Source organism: Nocardiopsis sp. NPDC006198, from assembly GCF_040613895.1.
Classification (GTDB): Bacteria; Actinomycetota; Actinomycetes; order Streptosporangiales; family Streptosporangiaceae; genus Nocardiopsis; species Nocardiopsis tropica.
In genome coordinates this window covers 25,404-47,318 of sequence record NZ_JBEXSY010000042.1, presented here as the reverse complement: position 1 = coordinate 47,318, position 21,915 = coordinate 25,404, and the positions used below count along the sequence as shown (strand labels likewise).

Below are 21,915 nucleotides of genomic sequence, written 5' to 3'. Positions count from 1 at the left end.
GAAAACGGACGCCCCCTTGCGCAGAATTGACGCAGAGGACCTCGACCTCCTGGAGGAGACCGGGGCCGTGCTCCGCCGTCGGGGCTTCACCGGTCGAGTGGTGGAGGCCGAAGAGACCGGGGTGACGGCGCGCACCTTCGTCAACGGCGTCGCGAGCGGTCCCGACATCGCCTGGAACAGCGACGGCCGGCTCGTCTCCCTGGGCAACCTCGCCACCGGAGGCCTGCCCGTCGGCCCCTCCCACCACTGGGACGCCGAAGGCCGCCTGGTCGGCGAGGAACGGCACAGGGCCCAGTTCGGCCGATTCGACCCCGCGACCGGCGAACAGCGCCCAGCCCCCTGGCTCTGAGAGCCGCTCCGCCCCGGCGGTGGGACAGCGCGACCGTCGCCCTTCCTCCGTGGAGCCGCCGCTCCGGAGAGAACGACGCGGACCGGCCATCGGACGCTCATGGAACGTACACACGAAACGGAGTACGCTACCGCAGTCGGTCCTCCTCCCGGGGCTCCGTCCGAACGGACGGCCGCCCCTCCCCCGCGGTCGCGGCCTCGTCACCGCCCGGGGGAGGACACCGGTCACGCCGGGTCCGGCGGGCTCGCGGGGTCGGCCCCGTCCCGCGCGGAGGGTCCCGACGGAACGGTCCCGGAAGAGGCGCCCGGAAGGGCGGCCGCCCCGGGTCCGCCGCGTCGCGGGGAGGCTAGCGTAGGGGCACGGGACCTTCCCCGGCGCCCTTCTCCCCCGCGTACGGCCTCCGCGCGGAAGACGCACCCCCTCGACCCGTACGGGTCCCCCACCGGGCGCGGAGCGCCCCGAGGACACCCCCTGACAGTCTGGAGCACACACCAGGTGACCGCACACACCGATCCGGGGACGGCCCGGCCCCGGCGCCGCCGCACCGCCGCAGCGGCGCTGGCCCTGGGACTCCTCGCCCCCCTCCCCGCGGCTCCGGCGGCGGCCGAGGCCCCCCAGGACCCCGTCTCGCTCGCGCAGGTCCACCCCTTCAAGGCCGACAACCAGCCGTGCGCCGCCACCGGCGGGGACGTCGTGGAGCAGTCCCCCTGGACGCACCACTTCCTCGGCCTGTCGCGGGCCCACGACCTGAGCACCGGCGAGGGGGTGGGCGTGGCGCTGCTGGCCCCGGAGGTGGACGGCGGCGACCCCGCGCTGGCCGACGCCGTGGAGGGCGGGCAGTCCGCCGACTGCCTCGGGTTCGGCACGTCGCTGGCCGGGGTGGTCGCCGCCCGGTCCGTGGAGGGCAGCGGTCTGGTCGGGGTGGCCCCGGACACCGTGGTGACGGCCGTGGCCACGGGCAGTCCGGGGACCGGCCTGGCCTCCGCGCAGGAGATCGCCGACGGGATCGGGAGCGCGGTGGACTCGGGGGCCCGCGTGGTCCTGGTGGGCACGGGCACCTGGGAGTCCTCCCCCGCACTGGAGTCCGCGGTCGCCGCCGCGGAGGAGGCCGACGCCCTGGTCGTGGCCCCGGCCACGGTCCCCACGTCCCGGGGACCGCTGCCGGGGCGGCCCGCCCAGGAGGCGTCGGTACTGAGCGTGGCCGCGCACGACGTGGAGGGCCTCCCCGTGGCCCAGGGCCCGCTGGTCCTGCCCAGCGGAGACCTGGCCCGCGTGGACCTGATCGCGCCGGGCGACCGCGTGGTGGCGACCGGCCCGGGCGGCGGCCACGTGACCGCCGCCGGCGACGGCGTGGCCGCGGCGTTCGTGGCGGGGACCGCGGCCCTGCTCATGGCCCGTGAGCCGGACCTGAGCGCGGAGCAGGTGCGCGAGCGGCTGACCACCACGGCCTACGAGTCCCCCCGGGGGGACTCGGACCCTCTGTCGGGGCACGGCAGGATCGACCCGCTGGCGGCGATGGCCATCGCACCGGGCGGCGTCCCCGCCGGGGTGGCGGGCGAGGGGTTCGTCCCCGATCCCTCCCCCTACGGTTCGGTGGACGCGCCGCCCACGGCGGCCGTGGTGTCCGTGACCCTCCTGCTCATCGTGCTGTGCGTCCTGGGCGGAGCGGTGTTCAAGCTCGGGCGCGCGCGCAAGTGGCGTCCCGCCGGCCCGGGCGAACCGGTGCCGATGCGCTCCGACGAACCGGTGCGCTGACGCGGCGGGGCCCGTGGGGCACACCTCCAGGCGTGCTCCACGGGCCCCGCCCGCGACCCGGTCGCGGGGCTCAGTCCTCGGCGCCCTCGGCGATGGCCAGCTGGACCTCCACGGGGTCGCGGCGCGCGATCCACAGGGCGCGGCCGGGGGCCATCGTGCGCGCACGGATGTTGCCGAACAGCATGCCCTCCGAGGGCGGGGCGGACAGCATGATGCTGGGCGTGTTGGAGTCGATGAGCGTCCGGATGACCGGGTCGCCGGAGGCCCGGCTGAAACCGCCCGCGGCATGCACGAGAACCACGTGCAGGCCGATCTCCGCACCCTGGCTGAGCATCGGCAGGAGCGGGGTCAGGGGGTTGGGGCCGCTTCCGGAGACCATCTCGAAGTCGTCGATGAGGACGAACAGCTCGGGGCCGGTCCACCAGTCGCGCTTGCGGATGCGGTCGGGGGTGACGTCGGGCCCGGGCAGCCGCGCCTTCATGGCCTGCGCGGCGGCGGCCATCATCTCCTTGACGTTGTCGCCCGAGACCGCGTAGCCGAGCTGCATGTCCGTGGGCACGGCGTCGTAGAGCTGGCGGCGCTGGTCGGCGAGCACGACCCGGGCGGTGGTGGGGCCGTAGTGGCTGCGGATCGCGTTGGTGATGTGGCGCAGCAGCGTGGTCTTGCCCGTCTCGGTGTCGCCGACCACGAGCAGGTGCGGGGTGACGCCGAAGTCGTGCCAGAACGGCTGCATCCGGCGGCTCTCCAGCCCCATGGGCACCTTGAGACCGCCCATCTGGGTGAGCTCGGAGGCGGGCAGCTCCCGGGCGTGCAGGATCGGGGGCAGGGTGCGCACCGCCGGGGCGGACGGCCCGTCCCAGGCCGCGCGCACGCGCTCGACGAGTTCGCCCATGCCCTCGGACAGCGTGACCGAGTCGGCGTCCCCGTCGGCGCGGGGCAGACCGGTGAGCAGGTGGTGCTTGGTGTCGGTGATACCGCGGCCGGGCACGCGGGGGACGGTCTGCGCGGCGCGCATGTGGACCATGGAGTCCACGGGGTCGCCCATGCGCAGCTCGAAGCGGGTGCCCATGAGGTCGCGGACGGCGGTGTGGAAGTCGGCCCAGCGGGGGGAGGCGACCACCACGTGCACGCCGTAGTTGAGGCCGCGCTGCACGAGCTGGACGATGGGGCCGACCAGGTCCGCGTAGTCCTGGCGGATCGTGCCCCAGCCGTCGATGACGAAGAAGACGTCGCCGTGGGGCTGGTCGGCGAACTCCCCGGCGGAGCGGCGCCTGCGGTAGGTGCCCATGGAGTCGATGCCGTTCTCGGCGAAGAAGACCTCACGCTTGGTGAGGATCTCGTTCATCTCCATGATGGTGCGGGTGATGCGCCGCTCGTCGGTGCGCGTGACGACGCTGCCCACGTGCGGCAGGTCCTTGAGCGCGGTCAGCACACCGCCGCCGCAGTCGATCCCGTAGAACTGGACCTGGGCGGGGGTGTTGCACACCGCCAGGGTGAGGATGAACGTGGCCAGCATGGTGCTCTTGCCGCTCTGGGGGCCGCCCGCGATGCCGACGTGTCCGCCGGCCCCGGACAGGTCCGCCACCAGGGGCAGGCGCCTGTGCTCGAAGGGGCGGTCGATGATCCCCAGCGGCACGCGCAGGACCGTCTCCTTCGTCCAGGCCAGGCCTCCTGCGGGCAGGCGGGTGCCGACCATGGCGAGCAGCTCGTCCACGAGCGGTGGCACCTCCAGCGGGGGCAGCCACACCTCTCGGGCCGCGGGGCCGAGGCCGTCCATCCGCTCCAGCGCGGTCGCGAGGAGGGACTCGCCGGTCTCCTCCTCCTGGACCTCGGGCTCCTCGGGTTCGGGAGCGGTCGCGTCCACGGGGGTGTCGGTGAAGAGCACCACCTCGCCGCCGACCGTGTTCCTGCGGGCGGCGCGGCGCTTGACGCGGTAGGGCCCGGAGACGTAGGCGGCCTTGAAGCGGGTGAGGGTCTCGGTGTCGGTCTTGAGGTAGCCGTTGCCGGGAGCCGAGGGGAGCTGGTGGGCGTCGGGGACGCCGAGCACCCCGCGACTCTCGATGGCGGAGAAGGTGCGCAGCGCGATCCGGTAGGACAGGTGGCCCTCCAGCTGGTGCATGCGGCCCTCGTCCAGGCGCTGGGAGGCCAGCAGCAGGTGGACGCCGAGGCTGCGGCCCAGGCGGCCGATCATGACGAACAGGTCCATGAAGTCGCGGTGGGCGGCCAGCAGCTCGCTGAACTCGTCGACGACCACGAACAGCGTGGGCATCGGCTCCATGCCGGGGTTGGTCTCGCGGGCCCTCTCGTACTCCAGTGCGGAGCTGAAGTTGCCCGCGGAGCGCAGCTGCTCCTGCCGGCGGACCAGTTCGCCGTGCAGGGCGTCCTGCATGCGCTCGACCAGGATGGCCTCGTCGGCGAGGTTGGTGATGAGCGCGGAGGTGTGCTGGAGCTGGTCGAGGCCGATGAAGGTGGCGCCGCCCTTGAAGTCGACGAGCACGAAGTTGAGGGTCTCGGGGGAGTGGGTCAGGGCCAGGCCGAGCACCAGGGTGCGCAGCAGCTCGCTCTTGCCCGAGCCGGTGGCGCCGATGAGCATGCCGTGCGGGCCCATGCCGCCCAGCGCGGACTCCTTGAGGTCCAGCTCCAGCGGCGCGCCGTCGGAGTTCATGCCGATGGGCACGCGCAGCCGGTCCTTCTCGTGCAGCTCGCTCCACATGCGTTCGGTGTCGTGCCGGTGCAGGTCGGGGATGCCCAGGAGCGCGGTCAGCTCGAAGTCGGTCGTGAGGGGCTCGGTGACCTCGACGACCATGCCGATCCGGTAGGGCGAGAGCAGGCGGCCCAGGGAGGTGGCGCGGGACAGGCTCAGGGAGTCCGGCCGGCCCAGCACCTCCTCGACGTCGCGGCCGCTGTGGTCGCGGGAGAGCATCACCAGGCGCTCGGTCTCCACCCGCAGGGCCAGGGTGTAGGGGTCGTCCTCGGGGGGCATCGGGTCGGCGACGTCGACGACGACGGCGTTGCGGTAGCCGCCGCCCAGCATGCGCGACCCCGGGGGGATGCGCCCGCCGTCCACGACGATGACGGTGAAGGGCTCCTCGCGGCTGGGGGTCTCGGTGGGGTCGAAGCGGGGACGGTCGGCCAGATCCGGGACGAGCTGTTCGAGGTCCATCGCGTCCGTGCACAGCAGCCGGGCCTGGCCCGCGCCGTCACGGGCGGTGGGGTGCTGGGTGTGGGGCAGCCACTTGGTCCACGACCACAGGGCCAGGTTCTCCTCGGAGGCGCACACGGCCACGCGCAGCTCGTCGTGGGCGTGGAAGACGGTGAGCTGGCCGATGAGGGCGCGGACGAGGCCGCGGCTGGCGTCCAGGTCGCCGCGCATGGTGATGCGGGAGTACCCGCGCAGGTAGATCTGGACCGGCTGGTCCTCGACGGTTCCGTAGGCGCGGATGAAGCGGCGCAGCGCGTGGGCGCTGAGGGGTTCGAGGTCCTCCACCGGCTTGGAGGAGACCGGGGAGATCGTCATGGACAGCGCCTGCTCGCCGACGGCCATGCGCGCCTCGGCGAAGTCGTCGTCGGTCCCCCTGCGCTCCCACAGCCGGGAGGTGCGCACGATCGACCACAGGGCGTCCGGGTGGGGCGCCCGCCAGAGCATCGCGTCGCGCTGCTCGGTGACCACCCCCCGCAGGCGGGTGCGCATCTGCTTGAGGTAGCGCAGGTAGTCCCGGCGGTCGTCGTTGAGCTGGCGGCGGCGCTCCAGCAGGGTGCGCAGGTACTGGCCGCCGAGCATCACCACGGCGCCCACGAGCATCATCCCGCCCGCCAGATAGGGCATGATGCTGTTGCCCCCGCCGCCGCCCATCATGCTCCCGGGGCGGATGATCATCATCATCATCGCCAACGAGGTCATGGCCATCGGCAGGTAGGTGAACACCGAGGAGGCGCCGGCCTGTGGTTCCGGCAGCTCCGGTGGCTCCTGGAGGCTGACCTCGCCCGAGGGCAGGTCCGGCCCGGGGCGCCGCGGGGGACGGCGGACGAGGATCGTACTCACAGGACGGGGTCCTCCCTTGCAGGGAACAGCGGGGGCGGTCCGGAACGGGGACCGTAACCGGCGTCCGGAACCGAACGCCGGAAGCAGAACACTACCGTTGCCAACTAAAGTGACAGACACCAAAATTTAAAACAACACACCTCCAAAATGGGTCGTCGGAGTGTTACCGTCACTTCCACCCCTGTCACGACCCTGCCTCATGATGGGCCCCACCGGATGAACGATGTCGCCTCCCCTGACCTGTGCCGGCTCCTGATCCGCGCTCCCGAGCGCTCCTTCGAGATCGCGGCGCCCACAGAGGTCCCCCTCTCCGAGATCCTGCCCACCCTCGTGCTCTACGCCGAGGGCGACAACGGCGAGGACTTGGACGAGAGCGGCCTGGAGCACGACGGCTGGGTCCTCCAGCAACTGGGCGACGAGCCCCTGGAAGAGGACGAGACCCTCCGCTCCCTGGGACTCTGCCACGGCGAGACCCTCTACCTGCGCCCCCGCCGCGACCAGCTGCCGCCGGTGCACTTCGACGACCTGACCGACGGCGTCGCCACCGGCATGAGCGAGCGCGCCGACCGGTGGCGCCCCGAGGCCACGCGCGTCCTGCTCCAGTCGCTCGGGCTGGTGGTCCTGTTCACCGGCCTGGCCGTCCTGGTCAGCGGCGGCCCCGGCCTCCTGACCGCGGTGTCCGCGGCCTGCTCGTCGCTCCTCATGCTGCTGTCGGCCTGGGCGGCCTCGCGCGCCATGGGCGACCTGGCCGCCGCCACCGGCCTGGCCGCGGCGGCCACCCTGTACATGGCGGTGGCCGGCGCGTCCGTGCCCTCGGGGGACCCCGGCACCGCGCTGATCGGGGCGCGGGTCCTGACGGGAGCGGTGACCGCCGCCGGGGCCAGCGTGCTCGGCCTGGCGGCCGTGGCGGGCTCCGTGCCCTTCTTCGCCGGCCTGTTCACCGCCGAGGTGCTGTGCGCCCTGGGCGCGCTGTCCCTGATGTTCATCCCCGGCGCCACGGTCCCGGCCGTGGCGGCCCTGGTGGCGCTCATCGCGCTGCTGCTGGGCACGTTCGCCCCCCAGCTGGCCTTCCGCCTCTCCGGTCTGAAACTGCCGCCGCTGCCCTCCAACCCCGACCAGCTCCAGGAGGGCATCGACCCCTACCCCGCGCGCGGGGTCCTGGACCGCGCCGAGCTCGCCGACCGGTTCCAGACCGCCCTGTACGCCGCCACCGGCGCCGTCCTGACGGTCTGCCTGGTCGTGCTCGGCGCCACCCCCGGGTGGGTGCCGATCACCCTGTGCGTGATCGTGTCGCTGGTGATGCTGCTCCAGTCACGCGGTCTGGCCAGCGCCTGGCAGCGGTCCTACGTGGTCGCGCCGCCCTGGATCGGGCTGACCGCGCTGGTCCTGGTCGTGGTGTGGACGGCCGACCCCCTGCCCCGCACCCTCGCCATGGTGGGCCTGTTCGCCGCCTCCGCGATCCTGGCGGTGGTGTCCTGGAACCTGCCGGGCACACGACCGCTGCCCCACTGGGGCCGGGCCGCCGAGATCATCCAGTCGCTGCTGACGGTGGCCATCGTGCCCCTGGTACTGGCGATCTTCGGCGTGTTCTCGCTCCTGCGCGGAATCGGCGGCTGACATGCAGTCACGTCGCGACAGGGTGATGGCCCACAACTTCACCGTGGGCCGACTGGGCACGGCCATGCTGGAGGGCGACCCCGACGCGGTCGACGCCCCCATGCGCCGCACCCGTACCGGCACCTACATCGGCATCGCGATCGGCGTGGTGCTGTGCATCGGCTTCCTCGTGTTCGGCCTCATCTTCCCCGGAGGCGCGACCAGCTGGCGCCAGGAGGGCCGGCTGATCGTGGACCGCGACACCGGGGCCTCCTACATGTACTCGGCCGGGGTGCTGCGCCCCGTGGCCAACGGCGCCTCCGCCCGCCTGGTCCAGGGCGCCGACGCCGCCGTGAGCCTGGTCTCGGCCCGGTCCCTGGAAGGCGTGCCCGTGGGCGGCCCCGTGGGCATCGCCGCCGCGCCCGACTCCCTTCCCACCGAAGCGGGCCTGGAGGAGGCGGTCTGGCGGGTGTGCGCGCTGCCGCCCGAGGGCGAGGAGGACGAGCGGGGCCGCACCGCCCTGGTCGTGGGCGACGCCCCGGAGCCCACCCCGCCCTCCGCCGAGCAGGCGGTCCTGGTCTCCGGGCCGGACGGGGCTCCGCAGCTGCTGTGGAACGGCACCCGCCTGCGCCTGGACGAGGAGGGCGGCGCCGTCCAGGCCCTCGGCTACGGGACGAGCGACGCCCTGCCCGTCACCGCCGCCTTCCTCAACACCGTGCCCACCGGCCCGGACCTGACCGCGCCCGAGGTCCCGGGCGCCGGTGAGGACGCGGGCGAGCTGGCGGGCGGGCCCCGGCAGGTGGGACAGGTGTTCGCGGTGTCCACCCCCGGGCAGGGGGACCAGCACTACCTGCTCACCCGGGACGGCCTGGTGCCGCTCTCCGTGACGCAGGCACTGCTGTTGCTCGCCAACCCGGACATCTCGGGCGCCGCCTACCCCGACGCCCCCGCCGAGGCGCTGCCCCTGCCCGCCGGCGAGGCGCACACCCGGCTCTCCGACGGCCCCGCCCCGCGCGAGGAGCGCCACCCGGGCGCCCCGCCGGAGCTGGTGGGCGTCGGCGCGGGTGTGCCGTGCCTGCGGCTGGCCCCCGACGGCTCGCTGTCGCTGACCATGGACGACCCCGCCGGGGTGGAGGCGTGGCCGGTGCAGGAGCGGCCCGGCATCGTCCCCGGGTGCCCGACCCCCGACCTGGTGGGCATCGCCTCCGGCCGGGGCACGGTCGCCGCCGCCCAGCCGGTGGGCGGCGGCGCTGCCGCCACCACCCACTACCTCGTCACCGACAGCGCGGCCAAGTACCCGGTGGTCGACGATGCCGCCCTGACCGCCCTCGGGTACGAGACGGCCCAGGCCGTCCCCGTCCCGACCTCCCTCCTGAGGCTGCTGCCCTCCGGTCCGGTACTCGACCCGGAAGCAGCCGCCCTCCCCCTGGCGTCCTCGTCGATGGTCGAGGACGCCGGATGCCCCTGATGGAACGACCCGAGGAGAGCCTGTGAACCAGAGGACAAGGACTACAGACGAGGCCGAGCGCATCGCCCAGGAGGCGATGACCGAGGCCCACAGCCAGTGCAACACCATCTACACCAACGTGGACAACACGCGTGACAAACTGCGCATGTCCTGGCAGGGCGCGGCCTCCAACAAGTACAGCGAGGCGGTCGTCGGCTGGCTGGAGGAGCTGCGGCTCATCACCAACGACATGAACCAGATGATCGGCACCTTCGGCGGCACCGTCCACGCCATGCACGCCACGGAGGACGCGGCCATCATCACCGGTTCGCGGTGGATGAACGAGCTCAACCCGAACCAGTCCGGCTGAGGCCTGCCGACCGCTCCCACACGCACGAGTCCCCCTCCGGAAGGCGAGACCATGACCATCAACGGTTTCGACGTCAGCTACGCCTACGTCGACGAGGCCACCAACGAGCTGCGCACCCAGACGCAGGCCGTACAGAACCAGATCGAGGCGCTCGACGCCCAGATGCAGACGGTCAAGGCGGAGCTCGACGGCGCCATGGCCACGGAGTACGACCGCAAGGTCGCTTCGTGGCGGGCCAACGTCGCCGACATGCAGGTTCTTCTGAACAAGGCGGAGACCGCCCTCAACGAGATCCGCAACAACTACTCCTCCACCGACGGGCGCGAGGCCATGAACTGGCAAGCGCTCCTGTAGTCCACTCCCCCTCCCCGGGGCGGGCGGCCCACCACTCCCTCAGGGCGCCCGCCCCACCCCATCCCCCACCCCCGACAACCCGACGAACGACCGCCCTGTGGGCGGTGAGGAGGTCCTGACGTGGAGCCCCCCCTCTTCGACTTCCGTGCTGCCCTCTCCGGAGAGGAGCCGGACCCGACCGAGACCGAGGAGGCCGCCCTCCTCGAGGAGCAGAGCACCACCACGAACCGGTCGGAATCCGCCCCGATCAGCGTGGACCTGACCAGCGGGCTGCTTCTGCTGAGACACGCAGGCTCCTCGGTCGAGGTGGACACCTCCACCCAGGAGGCCGTGCTCGACCCGGGCGACTCCAGGGTGAACATCGGCGACGACGGCGTGATGCTGTTCGGCGCGCAGCAGGCAGGGGACACCGCCTCCCCGCACGTGTTCCCAGGGCAGGACACCGAGCACGTCGTCGCCGTGTCCGCCCCCGCCGGGGACGTCTCCGGCGAAACGCTCCACACGGAGAGCCATTTCACACCGGTGATGCAGGGGACCCCGGCCCTTCCCCTCGAACCGACGATCGCCTCCGTCGGGGTGCCCGCCAACGCGGAGTCCGTCCCCGAGGGGGAGACGACCGCCCCTGAGTCCACCGTTCTCGCGGAGCCCTTCCAGCGGGCGGAGGCGACAGAGGCGCTGGCACCGATGGAGCCCCAGTCCTTCGAGGCGATGACCCCGCAGCTGCCCGCGGAGCCGCTTCAGGAAGCCGCCGCCCTCAGCGACGCCCCCCTGGAGACCCGCTCCGAGGTGGAGCGGGGAGAGCTGTACGAGTCGGAACGGGACCCGGCCGGGGAACCGATCACCGGTGTGGAGCCCATCTCCGCCGACGCCGACGACCCCGCCTTCGGCGAGAACGACTCCGAGATCCCCGGGGCGCCGGTCGTGACCCTGGACCCCGAGACGGCCGTCACCACCGTCGAGGCAGGCGAGCTGAAGTTCGTCCTGGACCCGGACACCAACACGATCAGCATCGAGCCCGGCGACCGGGACGTGCCCCTCGACCCCGAGGCGGCGCCGCTCACGGTCGAGACCGGGAACCTGGGTCTGACCATCGACCCGGCCGAGGGCACCGTCGAGATCGAGACGTCCCGCGCGAGCGAGGGCGGGGAGTCTCTGCCGACCACGATCGAGGTCGGCGACCTGAAGCTCACCCTCGACCCCGAGACCGGCGAGGTGACCTTCGACCCCGGTGACGGGAATGTGGAGGTCGACCCCGAGACCGGCCTGATCACCATCTCCGAGAAGGACGAGGACGAAGAGGACGGGGACCGGCCCGGCGGCGACGGACCCGGTCAGGACGAAGAAGGCGGGAACCGGCCCGGCGGCGACCGGCCCGGCGAGGACGAAGAAGGCGGGAACCGGCCCGGCGGCGACCGGCCCGGCGAGCAGGAGACCCCCGGCGGGGACCGTCCCGGCGGCGACGGACCCGGTCAGGACGAAGAAGGCGGGAACCGGCCCGGCGGCGACCGGCCCGGCGAGGAGGACTCCCCCGAGCACGTGGAGAGCAACCGCCCCGGCGCGACCGACCCGGGCAGCGGGACGCCCGGCGTTCCCGTGGGCGCCACCCCGCCTCCGGTGGTGGGCAACACTCCCGGCGAGCAGGAGACCCCCGGCGGGGACCGGCCGGGAGGCGACGGCACCGGCGAGGAGCCGGTGCCCCTGGAACCGGTCGAGGTGACCGAGCCCCCTGTCACGGAGACGGGCGACACCCCAGGCGAGCCGGAGGAAACGGCACCGGATGACACCCCCGACGAGAATCTGAGTCGTCTGGAACCGGGGCCGGGGCCGGGGAACGAAACGCCCGGTGATGACCCGATACCGACGGATCCGGCCCACATCACCGAGCCCCCCGTCGCGGTCACCTCCGACAGGCCCGAGGAGGACACCGAAGGCGAGGGCAGCGGGAACGGCGCCGGGGGCGAGGACGAGGAAGAGCAGCCCGGGGACGAAGAGGAAAACCCCGAAGACGAAGAATCCGAGGACGAAGAGGAAGAAGAAGGAGAAGGCGAGGAAGAGGAAGAGGAAGAGGAAGAAGAAGGAGAAGGCGAGGAAGAGGAAGAGGAAGAAGAGGAAGAGGACGAGGAAGAAGAAGGCGAGGGAGAAGAAGAAGAGGAAGAAGAAGGAGAAGGCGAGGAAGAGGAAGAGGAGGAAGAAGGAGAGGGAGAAGGAGAAGGAGAGGGCGACACCGGCGGGACCAATGACACCAGAGGCGACAACGGTGACAAGGGCACCAAGATCGACCTCCAACGGATCAAGGATTTCCGCTCCCAGATCGTGTCCCCCCTCCAGGACGAGATCGCCTATCTGGTCACCGACTTCTCCGTGTACGGAGGCGAAGGCAGTTACCAGAGGCTCGGGAACCCCTCCATCCTCACGGAGGCCGGAACCCTCGGCTCGAAGATCGACTCCTCGCTGAACAGCATCTACCAGTTCCTCGACGGCTTGCAGACGGAGCTGGTCCAGATCGAGGACAGGCTCTCGGAGAACCTCATCGTCTTCGCCGACCTCGAGGACGAGCAGAGCCTCACCGCCCAGGAGATCTTCAACCTGATGTACCCGAGCCAGAGCACTTCGGGCGGCGGCGGTGGCGGCGGTGGCGGTGGCGGTGGCGGTGGCGGTGGCGGTGGCGGCGGGAACGACCAGGACACGGACGAGGACAGTAGCGAGGCCTAGCCCCGAGGCGCGATCCATAGAAGGAGGGGAACATGCCGCCGGAAAGAGAACTGGAAGACCTTCCGGACCAACCACTGCACGAGCTCATGAACATCTTCGCCGACAGCGACGAAGGGGGCTCCTATCCGCCGATGGTCGGCATCGACACGGTCACCAAGGACCCCTGGGTCGCCGACGGGCGCTACCACTTCCACGAGAACACCAACCCCTTCACCGGTTTCTCCTGGAATTACGGCGGCCACGAGATGGACCGCTGGTGGAGCTACCGGGACTACTACACGGCCTACATGTCGACGCCCAGCGGTTACGGCTACTCCTACGAGACCTACGGCATCGACTACGCGGGCTACACGATGCAGAGGCACCTGTGGGGTGAGAAGACCCTCAGCGATGGCAAGGAGAGCCTGCACGAGGAGGGAGCCCCTCCGCAGGACACGTTCCGCCAGCAGCTGAGCAACCTGGCCCACGTCGCCGACTACGAGGCGAACAAGCTGGTGTCCACCAGCTGGGACCTCAGGCGGCTGCAGAACACCATCGACGACCTGAACAACCTGCGCGACAAGCTGGCCCCCTACATCGACGGGGAGGGGGGCGGCAGCCTGAACAAGCTCTGGAAGGAGATCGACACCCCCGACGGGCCCATGCAGGGCTCGGCCGCGGCGGCGTACCAGTACCGCCTCAAGGACCTGGCGTACCGGATGACCGTGGTCTACGACAAGATCCCCGATTACACGAAGCAGCTGGGGGATCTCAGGGAGAGCCTGAAGCCCGGTACCAGCGGGCTCGCCAAGGCGGTGAGCGAAGCCCTCAAAGGCACGGGCGGCACCGTCCAGGGCGTCCTCGACACCTGGTATTTCCACACCTCCGCGGGGACGGAGACGTTCAACCCGGAGCGGGACCAGTTCCAGGTCCTGATCAACAACGGGCCGCCCGGCGGGGAGCCGGTGATGGGCATCCCCGGCGACCAGGCCACCCAGGACAACATCAACAACACGCTGTACCAGAGGTTCCGGGACCACTACAAGGGGGTCTACGAGACCGTCAACGAACTGCGCGACAACATGGCGCTCTACTACAAGAGCGTCAACGACGTCCTGCCGCGCATCGAGGTTCCCACCTCGCTCCCGACGGAGACGCCGACGGGCCCCGGCCCCGGCCCCGGCCCCGGTGGCGGAGGCGGCCCCGAGAACCCGTTCAACGATTGGGAGATCGACAACCCGTTCGACGACTGGGAGATCGACAACCCCTTCAGCGGCTGGGACGAGGAGGACATTCCGGGCCCACCGCCTCCCCCGCCGCCACCGCCGCCGCCTCCCCCGCAGCTCCCGTACAACGGCCCCGGAACCGGCGGCGACGGCCCCGGGAACAACGAGATCCTGCCCCCGCCCCCGCCGCCCCCGAACGACCTCGGCCTCAACGGCCCCGGCCAGGGCGGCCCCGAGGGTCTCGGCGGCCCGCCGCCGTTCACACCGGACCTGGGCCTCAACGGCCCCGGCAACGGCGGACCCGAGGGGATCGGCGGTCCAGGGGCCGGCGGCCCCGTCACGCTCCCCCCTCCTCCTCCGAACCTCGGCCTCAACGGCCCCGGCTTCGGCCAGGGGGGCGACAACGGTCCCCTCATGCCCCCGCCCCCGCCGCCCCCGAACGACCTCGGCCTCAACGGCCCCGGCCAGGGCGGCGGCAGCGACCCCGGTATGAACGGGCCCTTCATCCCCCCGCCCCCGCCCCCGAACCTCGGGCTCAACGGCCCGGGAAGCGGCCGCGGCGGTCCGGCAGGCTACAACGGCTCCCTGGAGCGCGATCCGGCGACAGGGCTCCCGCTCAACCCCGAGACCGGCGAGCCCTACCCCATCGACCCCGAGAGCGGCCTGCCCTTCAACCCCGACACCGGTCTGCCCATCAACTTCGATCCCCAGACCGGGCAGGTCCTGCCCATCGACCCCGTCACCGGAGAACCGCTCCCGATCGGGGAGACCGGAAGCTCCCTGGAGTTCGACCCCGCGACAGGGCTCCCACTCAACCCCGAGACCGGCGAGCCCTACCCCATCGACCCCGAGACCGGTCGGCCCTTCAACCCCGACACCGGCCTGCCCATCAACTTCGTCCCCCAGACCGGGCAGGTCCTGCCCATCGACCCCGTCACCGGAGAACCGCTCCCCGTCGACCCCGTCACCGGACAGCCGCTCCCGATCGGGGAGACCGGGAGCTCCCTGGAGTTCGACCCGGCGACAGGGCTCCCGCTCAACCCCGAGACCGGCGAGCCCTACCCCGTCGACCCCGGAACCGGCCTGCCGTACAACCCCGACACCGGCCTGCCCATCAACTACGACTCCGAGACCGGGCAGGTCCTGCCCATCGACACCGTCACCGGACAACCGGTCGGCATCGACCCGTCGACCGGGCTGCCGACCGACTACGACTTCAACGTGCCCGCCCCCCCGCCCGACCTCGGGCTCAACGGCCCCGGCACCTCCAACAACGACGACTACGTGCTGCAGCCTCCACCGCCGCCGGCGGACCTGGGGCTCAACGGCCCCGGCACCGGGGAGGACGTACCGATCAACCCGGTCACCGGCGAGCCCTACGTCATCGACCCGCTCACCGGCCAGCCCTACCCGATCGACCCCGAGACCGGGGAGCCGATCACGGACAGCGGCGGCATCCCGGAAGGACCGATCCCGGAGATCCTGCCGCCGCCGTTGGCGCCCGACGACATCGGCCTCAACTACGGCGGCCTCGAACCCAGCCCCTACTCCAGTGACGGCCCGGGCTCGCCTGACAGCTCCGACCGCTCCTCGCTGTTCGCCAACCCCGACGGCACGCAGTACACGGCGGGCGGCCCCAACGGGGCCTCCGGCGGACAGGGCACCGCAGGCGGCCTCGGCGGGCTCGGCGGCGCGGGAGGGCTGAACGGCCAGCCCGGCGCCGGGGGCGCGGGTGCGGGTACAGGCGCCGGCGGCATGGGGGGCATGGGCGGCATGCCGATGATGCCCCCCATGATGGGCGGCGGCATGGGCGGCGGTGGCGGTGACAACAACCGCGACCGGCAGCGCTCCACCTGGCTCTCCGAGGACGAGAAGGTCTGGGGCACCACGGCCGACGCGCAGAGATCCGCACTGGGACGCCCCGTCCCCGGCCAGAACAAGAAGGGAACACCCCGGCATGAGTTCACAGATGCAACGCCAGATGGAAGAGGAACTGGCACAGCTTCACAAGACGATGGACCGGCTGGTGGACGCAAGCGCAAGCCTGGAGGCGGCAACCGAAGAGGTCGTGGCGAAGAACAGGCTCGTGGGAGCGAAGGTGGACGCGACGGGGGAACTGGTTGAGCTGAAGTTCCACACCCAGGCCTACCGGGACATGGCCCCCACCGAGCTGGCCGCCGCCATCACCGAGGTGGTCAACAAGGCGCGGAGCCAGATGGCCGAGCGTGTCACGGAGGCCTACAGCCCCTTCATGCCGGACGTGGCGGGCGCCCAGGAGATCATGAACGGCGACCTCGACCCGCTCAAGCTGCTCGACCGCCTGGGCATCCCCTCCGACGACCCGAGGCAGTAGGCGTTCCACGCCGCACCCGCGGCTGAGGACCGAGAAGAGGAGACGGACATGACGGACCGCGGCGACGGCTTCTTCGCCGATCTCGACGGCATGGCCAGGAACAGCTGGAGCGTCAACGACGCGGCCGAGTACGCCCAAGAGACCCAGCAGTGGCTGAACAGCGAACTGGCTTCCCTGGAGGACCCCACCATCTGGGGCAAGGGCGACAAGTTCGCCAACGACATGGACAAGTCGCTGGGGGTGCTCAGGACCTCCATCGAGGAGTACATGGGCTTCGTGGTCATCGCGGCGCAGGACACGAGCGCCATCCTGGGCGGCACCAAGGAGAAGTTCGGCCGTACGGAAGAGGACAATGTGAACCACGTCCCGGACGTCGACACCCCGGGCGGTCCCGGAGGACGCCGGTGACCCCCGACCCCACCCCCACCTCCCCGGGCGGCCGTTCCCGCGGCCGCCCGGGGCCCCCGAGAAGGAGTTCCGATGTCTGAGAGTGCGCAGGCGCGCGGCGCGGCGGAGGGTCGTCCCACACCGGAGTCCGAGTTCCGGACGGCGCTCTCCGGTGGAGCCGACGGCACGGTCTCCGGCGGGGCCGCGGGCTCCGCGGCGCACATGGCGCCCGCTCCCCCGACCGGGGCCGCCGAGGGGGCGGCCGAGGCCGTTCCCGCTCCCCGGATCACCGGCGCCCTGCACGAACCGGCCGCCCCCCAGGCCCCGGAGGTGGCCCTGGACCGTCCGGGCAAGCCCGCCCTGGCGGGCGCCGCCATCGCGGGTCTGCTCCTGGTCGCCGCACCCTTCGCCATGACGGCGGGTGTGCCCGGGGTGACCCTGGAGGCGACGCCGCTCGCCTCGGACGCCGGCGGCGCCGGCGGCCCGTCCTCGGGCACCGCCGAGGCGGGCGGCTCGGGCGGCGGTGGGTCCGGAGCCGCTCCGGCGGACACGGGCGCCGCGGCCGTGCCCCAACAGGGCGCCGCGCCCCAGGAGACCGGTTACGTCCCCGAGGTGAGCGGGGACGGAGCCGCGGCCCCGACGATGCCCGACCCGGGCGCCGGCGCCACCGGCGGGGAGAACCCCGTGGAGACCGCCCCCGCCGCGCAGGAGAACCCGGGCGCGTCCGGAGCCCAGGAGGCCGGGAACGGCGCGGGCGAGACGACCGCCGCCGGGGAGCCCGTGGCCGGGGGCGCCGCGGCCGAAGGCGGTGACACGGCCGCCGGTCCCCCCGCCGGCGAAGAAGCCGCGGACGGCACGGCCGGAGAGGACACGGCGGCCGGAGGCGACGAGGGCGCCGGGACCTCCGGGGAGGGCGAGACCGACGGGGCGGCCGGAGAGGGCGCCGGCAACGGCGACACCGGTACCGGGGACACCGGCACCGGCCCGGCGACGGAGCAGATGAACGCCCCCCTCGCCGACACCACCGGAACCGGCGACACCGCCCGGGAGGGCGGGGCCGCCGGAAGCGGCGACACCGCGAACGGCGGGTCGGCGTCCGCCGACGCCCCGGTCGCCGACCCGCCGCCCTCGGAGGGCGGGGGCTCCGTCCTGGAGAACTCCGTCGCGATGACGGGGGGCTCGGAACCGGAGCCCTTCCTCGCCGTCGCGGGGCCCGGCTGCCAGGACTCCCCCGGCTCCTCCTACGCGAACGAGGGGCGCTGGGACAGCGCCGAGGGCACCGCCAGCTGGGCCACACGGCCCGGCGGGTACTCTCAGGAGGGCTGCGACGGCGGCTACGAGGCGCTTCCCGTCTCGGGCGACCCGGAGCAGGGCAACGGCCAGTACGCCACCTGGACGTTCACCCCGGGGGAGGCCGGGGTCGCGTGCGAGCTCTACGTCCATGTGCCCGACGACGAGAGCCCGCTGTGGATCTCCCCCGGGGAGGCGCGCTACCAGCTCTTCTCCGGCCCCTCGGCCGAGGGGTCGCCCGTGGCGGTCTTCGGGATCGACCAGGCGGGGATCCGGGGCGGATGGGTCCAGGTGACCGGGTTCACCTCTCCCACGGAGGAGTTCACCGTCAAGCTCACCAACGCGGGGGCCGACGCCCTCGCGGACCAGGAGCACAGCAGCTCGCACGTGGCCGCCTCGGCCGTGCGCGCGTCCTGCTCCTGACCCGCCTTCGGCGGGGCGGCCCCCGCCGCCCCGCCACCTCCCCTCCCCCGATCTAGGAAGACACCGATGACCAGGCAGCTCCTCACCGTCGACGCCGGCGCCCAGGACGGGCACGCGACGATCACCGAGGCGGTCGAGGCCGCCGCCAGCGGTGCCCTCATCACCATCGCCCCCGGCCGCTACGAGGAGAGCCTCGTCCTGCGCGACGTGGTCACCCTGATGGCCCGCGACGGCCTGGGCAGCGTCGAGATCACCACCGGCTCAGGCTGCGCCGTGGTCTCGGGCGCCGAGGCGGTCAAGCTGTCCGGGCTGGTCCTGCGCGGCCGCCACGCCGACTACCCCGCGGTGGACATCCCCCTCGGACAGCTGGAGATGGCCGACTGCGAGGTGGAGGGGGCGTCCTGGACCGCAGTGTCGGTGCGCGGCGACGGCGCGCTCGCCATGCGCGACAGCCGCGTCACGTGCTCGGCGGGCGCGGGGGTGGTGATCACCTCCTCCGGGCCGAGCGTCATCGAGGACTGCGTGGTCGAGGAGGTCGACACCAGCGCCGTGGTCATCGGCGAGCAGGCGCGCCCCACGATCCGCTCCTGCGTGCTTCGCGACGCCGGGGGCAACGGCGTGTTCGCCAGCGGACAGTCCGGGGGCACGATCCGGGACTGCGAGATCTCGGGGACCAAGAAGCCCGCGGTGGCGCTGGAGGAGGGCTCCGCCGCGTCGCTGCTGGGCACACGCGTGCACGACACCGAGGGCGACGGACTGGTCGTGTCCAGCCGTTCCCGCCCGGTCGTGGAGGACTGCGTGTTCGAGGACGTGGGCGGGCGCGGCGTCGTCGTGCACAACGGCGCGGACCCGCAGGTGGCGCGGGTGCGCGTGGTGCGCGCCAAGAACGTGGCGATCCACCTGTCGGGGCGGGCGCGCGGCACCTTCACCGACTGCGAGGTGGAGGAGTCGGGCGGCGACGCCGTGCAGGCCGCGGAGCGGGCCTCCACCGCCTTCCTCGGCCTGGTCGTACGCGGCGGGCAGGGGCTGAGCCTGCGCGGCGACAGCGTCGTGGAGTTCGACCGCGGCCTGGTCAGCGGGACCGCCGGCCCCGGCGTGGTGGTCGAGGAGTGCGCCCCCTTCATGCGCGGGACCGCGATCAACAACACCCGGGGACAGGGCGTGGTGTTCGGCAAGGGCGGGCGCGGACGCCTGGAGGACGTGACGCTGGACCGCACCGGCAAGAGCGCCGTGTCCGTGGAGGAGGGCGGGGCGCCCCTGCTGACCGGTGTGCAGATCTCCGGGAGCCGCGACGCCGGGATCTCGGTGGGCGCGGACGGCTCCGCCGACGTGCGCGACTGCGACGTGTCGGAGTGCACGGGCGACGGCATCGCCGTGCGGGCCGGCGGCCGGGCGACGGTGCTGCGCACCCGGGTGTACAACGGCCGCCGCAACGGCGTGCTGGTGGCGGCGAAGGCGAGCGCCACACTGCGCAGGTGCGAGGTGTTCGGCAACGGCGCCGACGGCATCCTCGTGCACTCCGCCGAGGACGTGGCGGTGGAGGACTGCTCGGTGCGCGACAACGGCCGCTCCGGTCTGCGCCAGACCGTGGCCAGCCAGAGCATGCGCACGGAGGAGCTGCTCAGCCGCGGCAACGGGGCGCCGGACGCGTTCGGCGACCTGGCGGGCGCACCCGTCCCGATGCCGGAGGCCCCCGCCCCCGTGCAGGAGGACGAGGACTCCGAGGAGGTCGGCCCCCTCAAGGAGCTGGACGCGCTGGTGGGCCTGGCCGGGGTCAAGCACGAGGTCAAGACGCTCGTCACCCGTAACCAGATGGCCCAGCGCAGGGCCGAGATGGGTCTGCCCACGCCGCCCATGAGCCGCCACCTGGTCTTCGGCGGCGCCCCCGGCACGGGCAAGACCACGGTGGCGCGGCTGTACGGGCAGATCCTCGCCGAACTGGACGTCCTGCGCTACGGGCACGTGGTGGAGGTCGCCCGCGCCGACCTGGTGTCGCAGTACGTGGGCGGCACGGCGATCAAGACCACCGAGGTGTTCGAGCGGGCCAAGGGCGGCGTGCTGTTCGTCGACGAGGCCTACACGCTGGCGAGCGGCAGCGAGGGCGGTAGCGGCGGCGGCCCCGACTTCGGCCGTGAGGCCATCGACACCCTGGTCAAGCTCATGGAGGACCACCGCGACGAGGTCGTGGTGATCGTCGCCGGCTACACCGAGCAGATGCAGAGCTTCCTCGACACCAACCCCGGCCTGGCCTCCCGGTTCAGCCGGACCATCGAGTTCACCAACTACGCGGCCGAGGAGCTGACGGAGATCGTGCGCAACATGTGCGTCTCCCACAGCTACCGGATGGCGGAGGAGACCGAGGCGGCCCTGCTCGCCCACTTCGAGCGGGTGCCCAAGGGCCCGGCGTTCGGCAACGGCCGCGAGGCCCGCAAGCTCTTCGAGGAGATGATCGACCGCCAGGCGTACCGGCTGGGCGGGACCATCCCCGACAGCCCCGACTCGCTCACGCTCCTGCTGCCCGAGGACCTCGGGGATGCGGCCGAGGAGGAGCAGCTCGGCGGCACGGCGGACGGGATCGCGGCCCTGCGCGAGGAGCTGGACGCCATGGTCGGCCTGGCGAGCGTCAAGGAGACCGTCAACGACCTGGCCAACCTGCTGCTGATGTCGCAGCAGCGGCGCGCCATGGGGCTCCAGGTGGCGCCGATGAGCCACCACCTGGTGTTCGCCGGTCCCCCCGGTACCGGTAAGACGACCGTGGCCCGCCTGTACGGCAAGCTCCTGCACGCCCTCGGGGTGCTGCGCGGCGACCACGTGGTGGAGGCGGCACGCTCGGACCTGGTGGGGCGCTACGTCGGGCACACCGCCCAGCTGACCGCCGAGGTGTTCGAGCGGGCCAAGGGCGGCGTGCTGTTCGTCGACGAGGCCTACTCGCTGGCGCCGCGCGGCTCGGGCAACGACTTCGGCCAGGAGGCCATCGACACCCTGGTCAAGCTCATGGAGGACCACCGCGACGAGGCGGTGGTCATCGTCGCCGGGTACACCAACGAGATGCAGCGCTTCCTCGACTCCAACCCCGGTCTGGCCTCCCGGTTCAACCACCAGGTGGAGTTCCCCGACTACAGCGACGACGAGCTGGTCACCATCGTCCAGCGCATGGCGAAGGGCTCGGGGTACACCTGCGGCGAGGCGACGACGGCGGCCCTGCACGAGCACTTCTCGGGGGTGGTCCGCGACGTGAACTTCGGCAACGCCCGCTACGCGCGCCAGGTGCTGGAGCGGATGATCACCCGGCAGGCGGGCCGCCTGGTCAACGGCGTCCAGAACGCCACCATGGAGGACTTCACCACCCTGCTGCCCGAGGACATCCCGGCCCGCTGAGGCCGTCGGCCCCGCGGGCGGTGTGCCCCGGGCGGCAGGACGGCCCGGAGGCCCCTTCCCGGAGGGGCCGGGCACGGACCGACCGCGGCCGGGCGCGTCCCCGCCGACCTCCGCGCAACCGCTCCGGCGCCCGGCCCCCGTCCGCGTCCACCGGGCGCCGCCCGGTGGACGGGGAGACCCGGGACCGAACCGGGGAGCGGGGCGTCTTCCCCGGCGGTGGGCCCCGCGGCGTGCCCCGCCCGCATACCCCGGGG

General features: G+C 72.7%; 13 protein-coding genes. 12 read left to right on the top strand and 1 reads right to left on the bottom strand.

The window, feature by feature from the left end; translation table 11 throughout:
* Positions 1-16: 16 nt before the first annotated feature.
* Both ABZ234_RS23870 and ABZ234_RS23865 read left to right on the top strand, forming a co-directional pair.
* Positions 17-349, top strand: coding sequence for a hypothetical protein (locus ABZ234_RS23870; RefSeq protein ID WP_355013507.1), 333 nt, complete (start codon positions 17-19; stop codon positions 347-349).
* Positions 350-844: 495 nt separating this feature from the next.
* Entirely contained in the window at positions 845-2,104 is a 1,260-nt protein-coding gene (locus ABZ234_RS23865) for a S8 family serine peptidase (RefSeq protein WP_355013506.1), read from the top strand.
* Positions 2,105-2,174: 70 nt separating this feature from the next.
* Here the strand turns inward: ABZ234_RS23865 and eccCa are convergent, their stop codons facing one another.
* Positions 2,175-6,146, bottom strand: coding sequence for a type VII secretion protein EccCa (eccCa, locus tag ABZ234_RS23860; RefSeq protein ID WP_355013505.1), 3,972 nt, complete (start codon positions 6,144-6,146; stop codon positions 2,175-2,177).
* A gap of 216 nt (positions 6,147-6,362) precedes the next feature.
* Between eccCa and eccD the strand changes: the two genes are divergently transcribed.
* The 10 genes from eccD to ABZ234_RS23810 all read left to right on the top strand — a co-directional run bounded on the left by eccD (position 6,363) and on the right by ABZ234_RS23810 (position 21,661).
* On the top strand, positions 6,363-7,763 hold the full coding sequence (gene eccD, locus ABZ234_RS23855) for a type VII secretion integral membrane protein EccD (RefSeq protein ID WP_267945578.1): 1,401 nt from the start codon (positions 6,363-6,365) through the stop codon (positions 7,761-7,763).
* A gap of 1 nt (position 7,764) precedes the next feature.
* Positions 7,765-9,210, top strand: coding sequence for a type VII secretion protein EccB (gene eccB, locus ABZ234_RS23850; RefSeq protein WP_267945579.1), 1,446 nt, complete (start codon positions 7,765-7,767; stop codon positions 9,208-9,210).
* A 22-nt stretch (positions 9,211-9,232) separates the two neighbouring features.
* Positions 9,233-9,559, top strand: a complete 327-nt coding sequence (locus ABZ234_RS23845; protein ID WP_355013504.1) for a hypothetical protein — start codon at positions 9,233-9,235, stop codon at positions 9,557-9,559.
* A 51-nt stretch (positions 9,560-9,610) separates the two neighbouring features.
* The gene (locus ABZ234_RS23840) at positions 9,611-9,913 is read left to right on the top strand and encodes a WXG100 family type VII secretion target (RefSeq protein ID WP_267945581.1); all 303 of its coding nucleotides are present in this window, start codon (positions 9,611-9,613) and stop codon (positions 9,911-9,913) included.
* A gap of 120 nt (positions 9,914-10,033) precedes the next feature.
* Positions 10,034-12,625, top strand: a complete 2,592-nt coding sequence (locus ABZ234_RS23835) for an AAA family ATPase (protein WP_355013503.1) — start codon at positions 10,034-10,036, stop codon at positions 12,623-12,625.
* Between the two features lie 32 nt (positions 12,626-12,657).
* Positions 12,658-15,954: a hypothetical protein gene (locus ABZ234_RS23830; RefSeq protein WP_355013502.1), complete on the top strand. Its 3,297-nt coding sequence runs from the start codon at positions 12,658-12,660 to the stop codon at positions 15,952-15,954.
* Positions 15,854-16,183 carry a YbaB/EbfC family nucleoid-associated protein gene (locus ABZ234_RS23825; protein WP_267950438.1) on the top strand — a complete coding sequence of 110 codons (330 nt, stop codon included), beginning with the start codon at positions 15,854-15,856 and terminating at the stop codon, positions 16,181-16,183. Before ABZ234_RS23830 ends, ABZ234_RS23825 begins: the two co-directional genes overlap by 101 nt.
* Positions 16,184-16,231: 48 nt before the next feature.
* Complete coding sequence (locus ABZ234_RS23820; RefSeq protein ID WP_267945584.1) at positions 16,232-16,591, top strand: hypothetical protein; 360 nt, start codon at positions 16,232-16,234, stop codon at positions 16,589-16,591.
* Positions 16,592-16,663: 72 nt separating this feature from the next.
* A complete protein-coding gene (locus ABZ234_RS23815; protein ID WP_355013501.1) occupies positions 16,664-18,283 on the top strand; it encodes a hypothetical protein in 1,620 nt (539 codons plus the stop codon).
* A gap of 66 nt (positions 18,284-18,349) precedes the next feature.
* Positions 18,350-21,661, top strand: coding sequence for a right-handed parallel beta-helix repeat-containing protein (locus tag ABZ234_RS23810; RefSeq protein ID WP_355013500.1), 3,312 nt, complete (start codon positions 18,350-18,352; stop codon positions 21,659-21,661).
* Positions 21,662-21,915 lie beyond the last annotated feature (254 nt).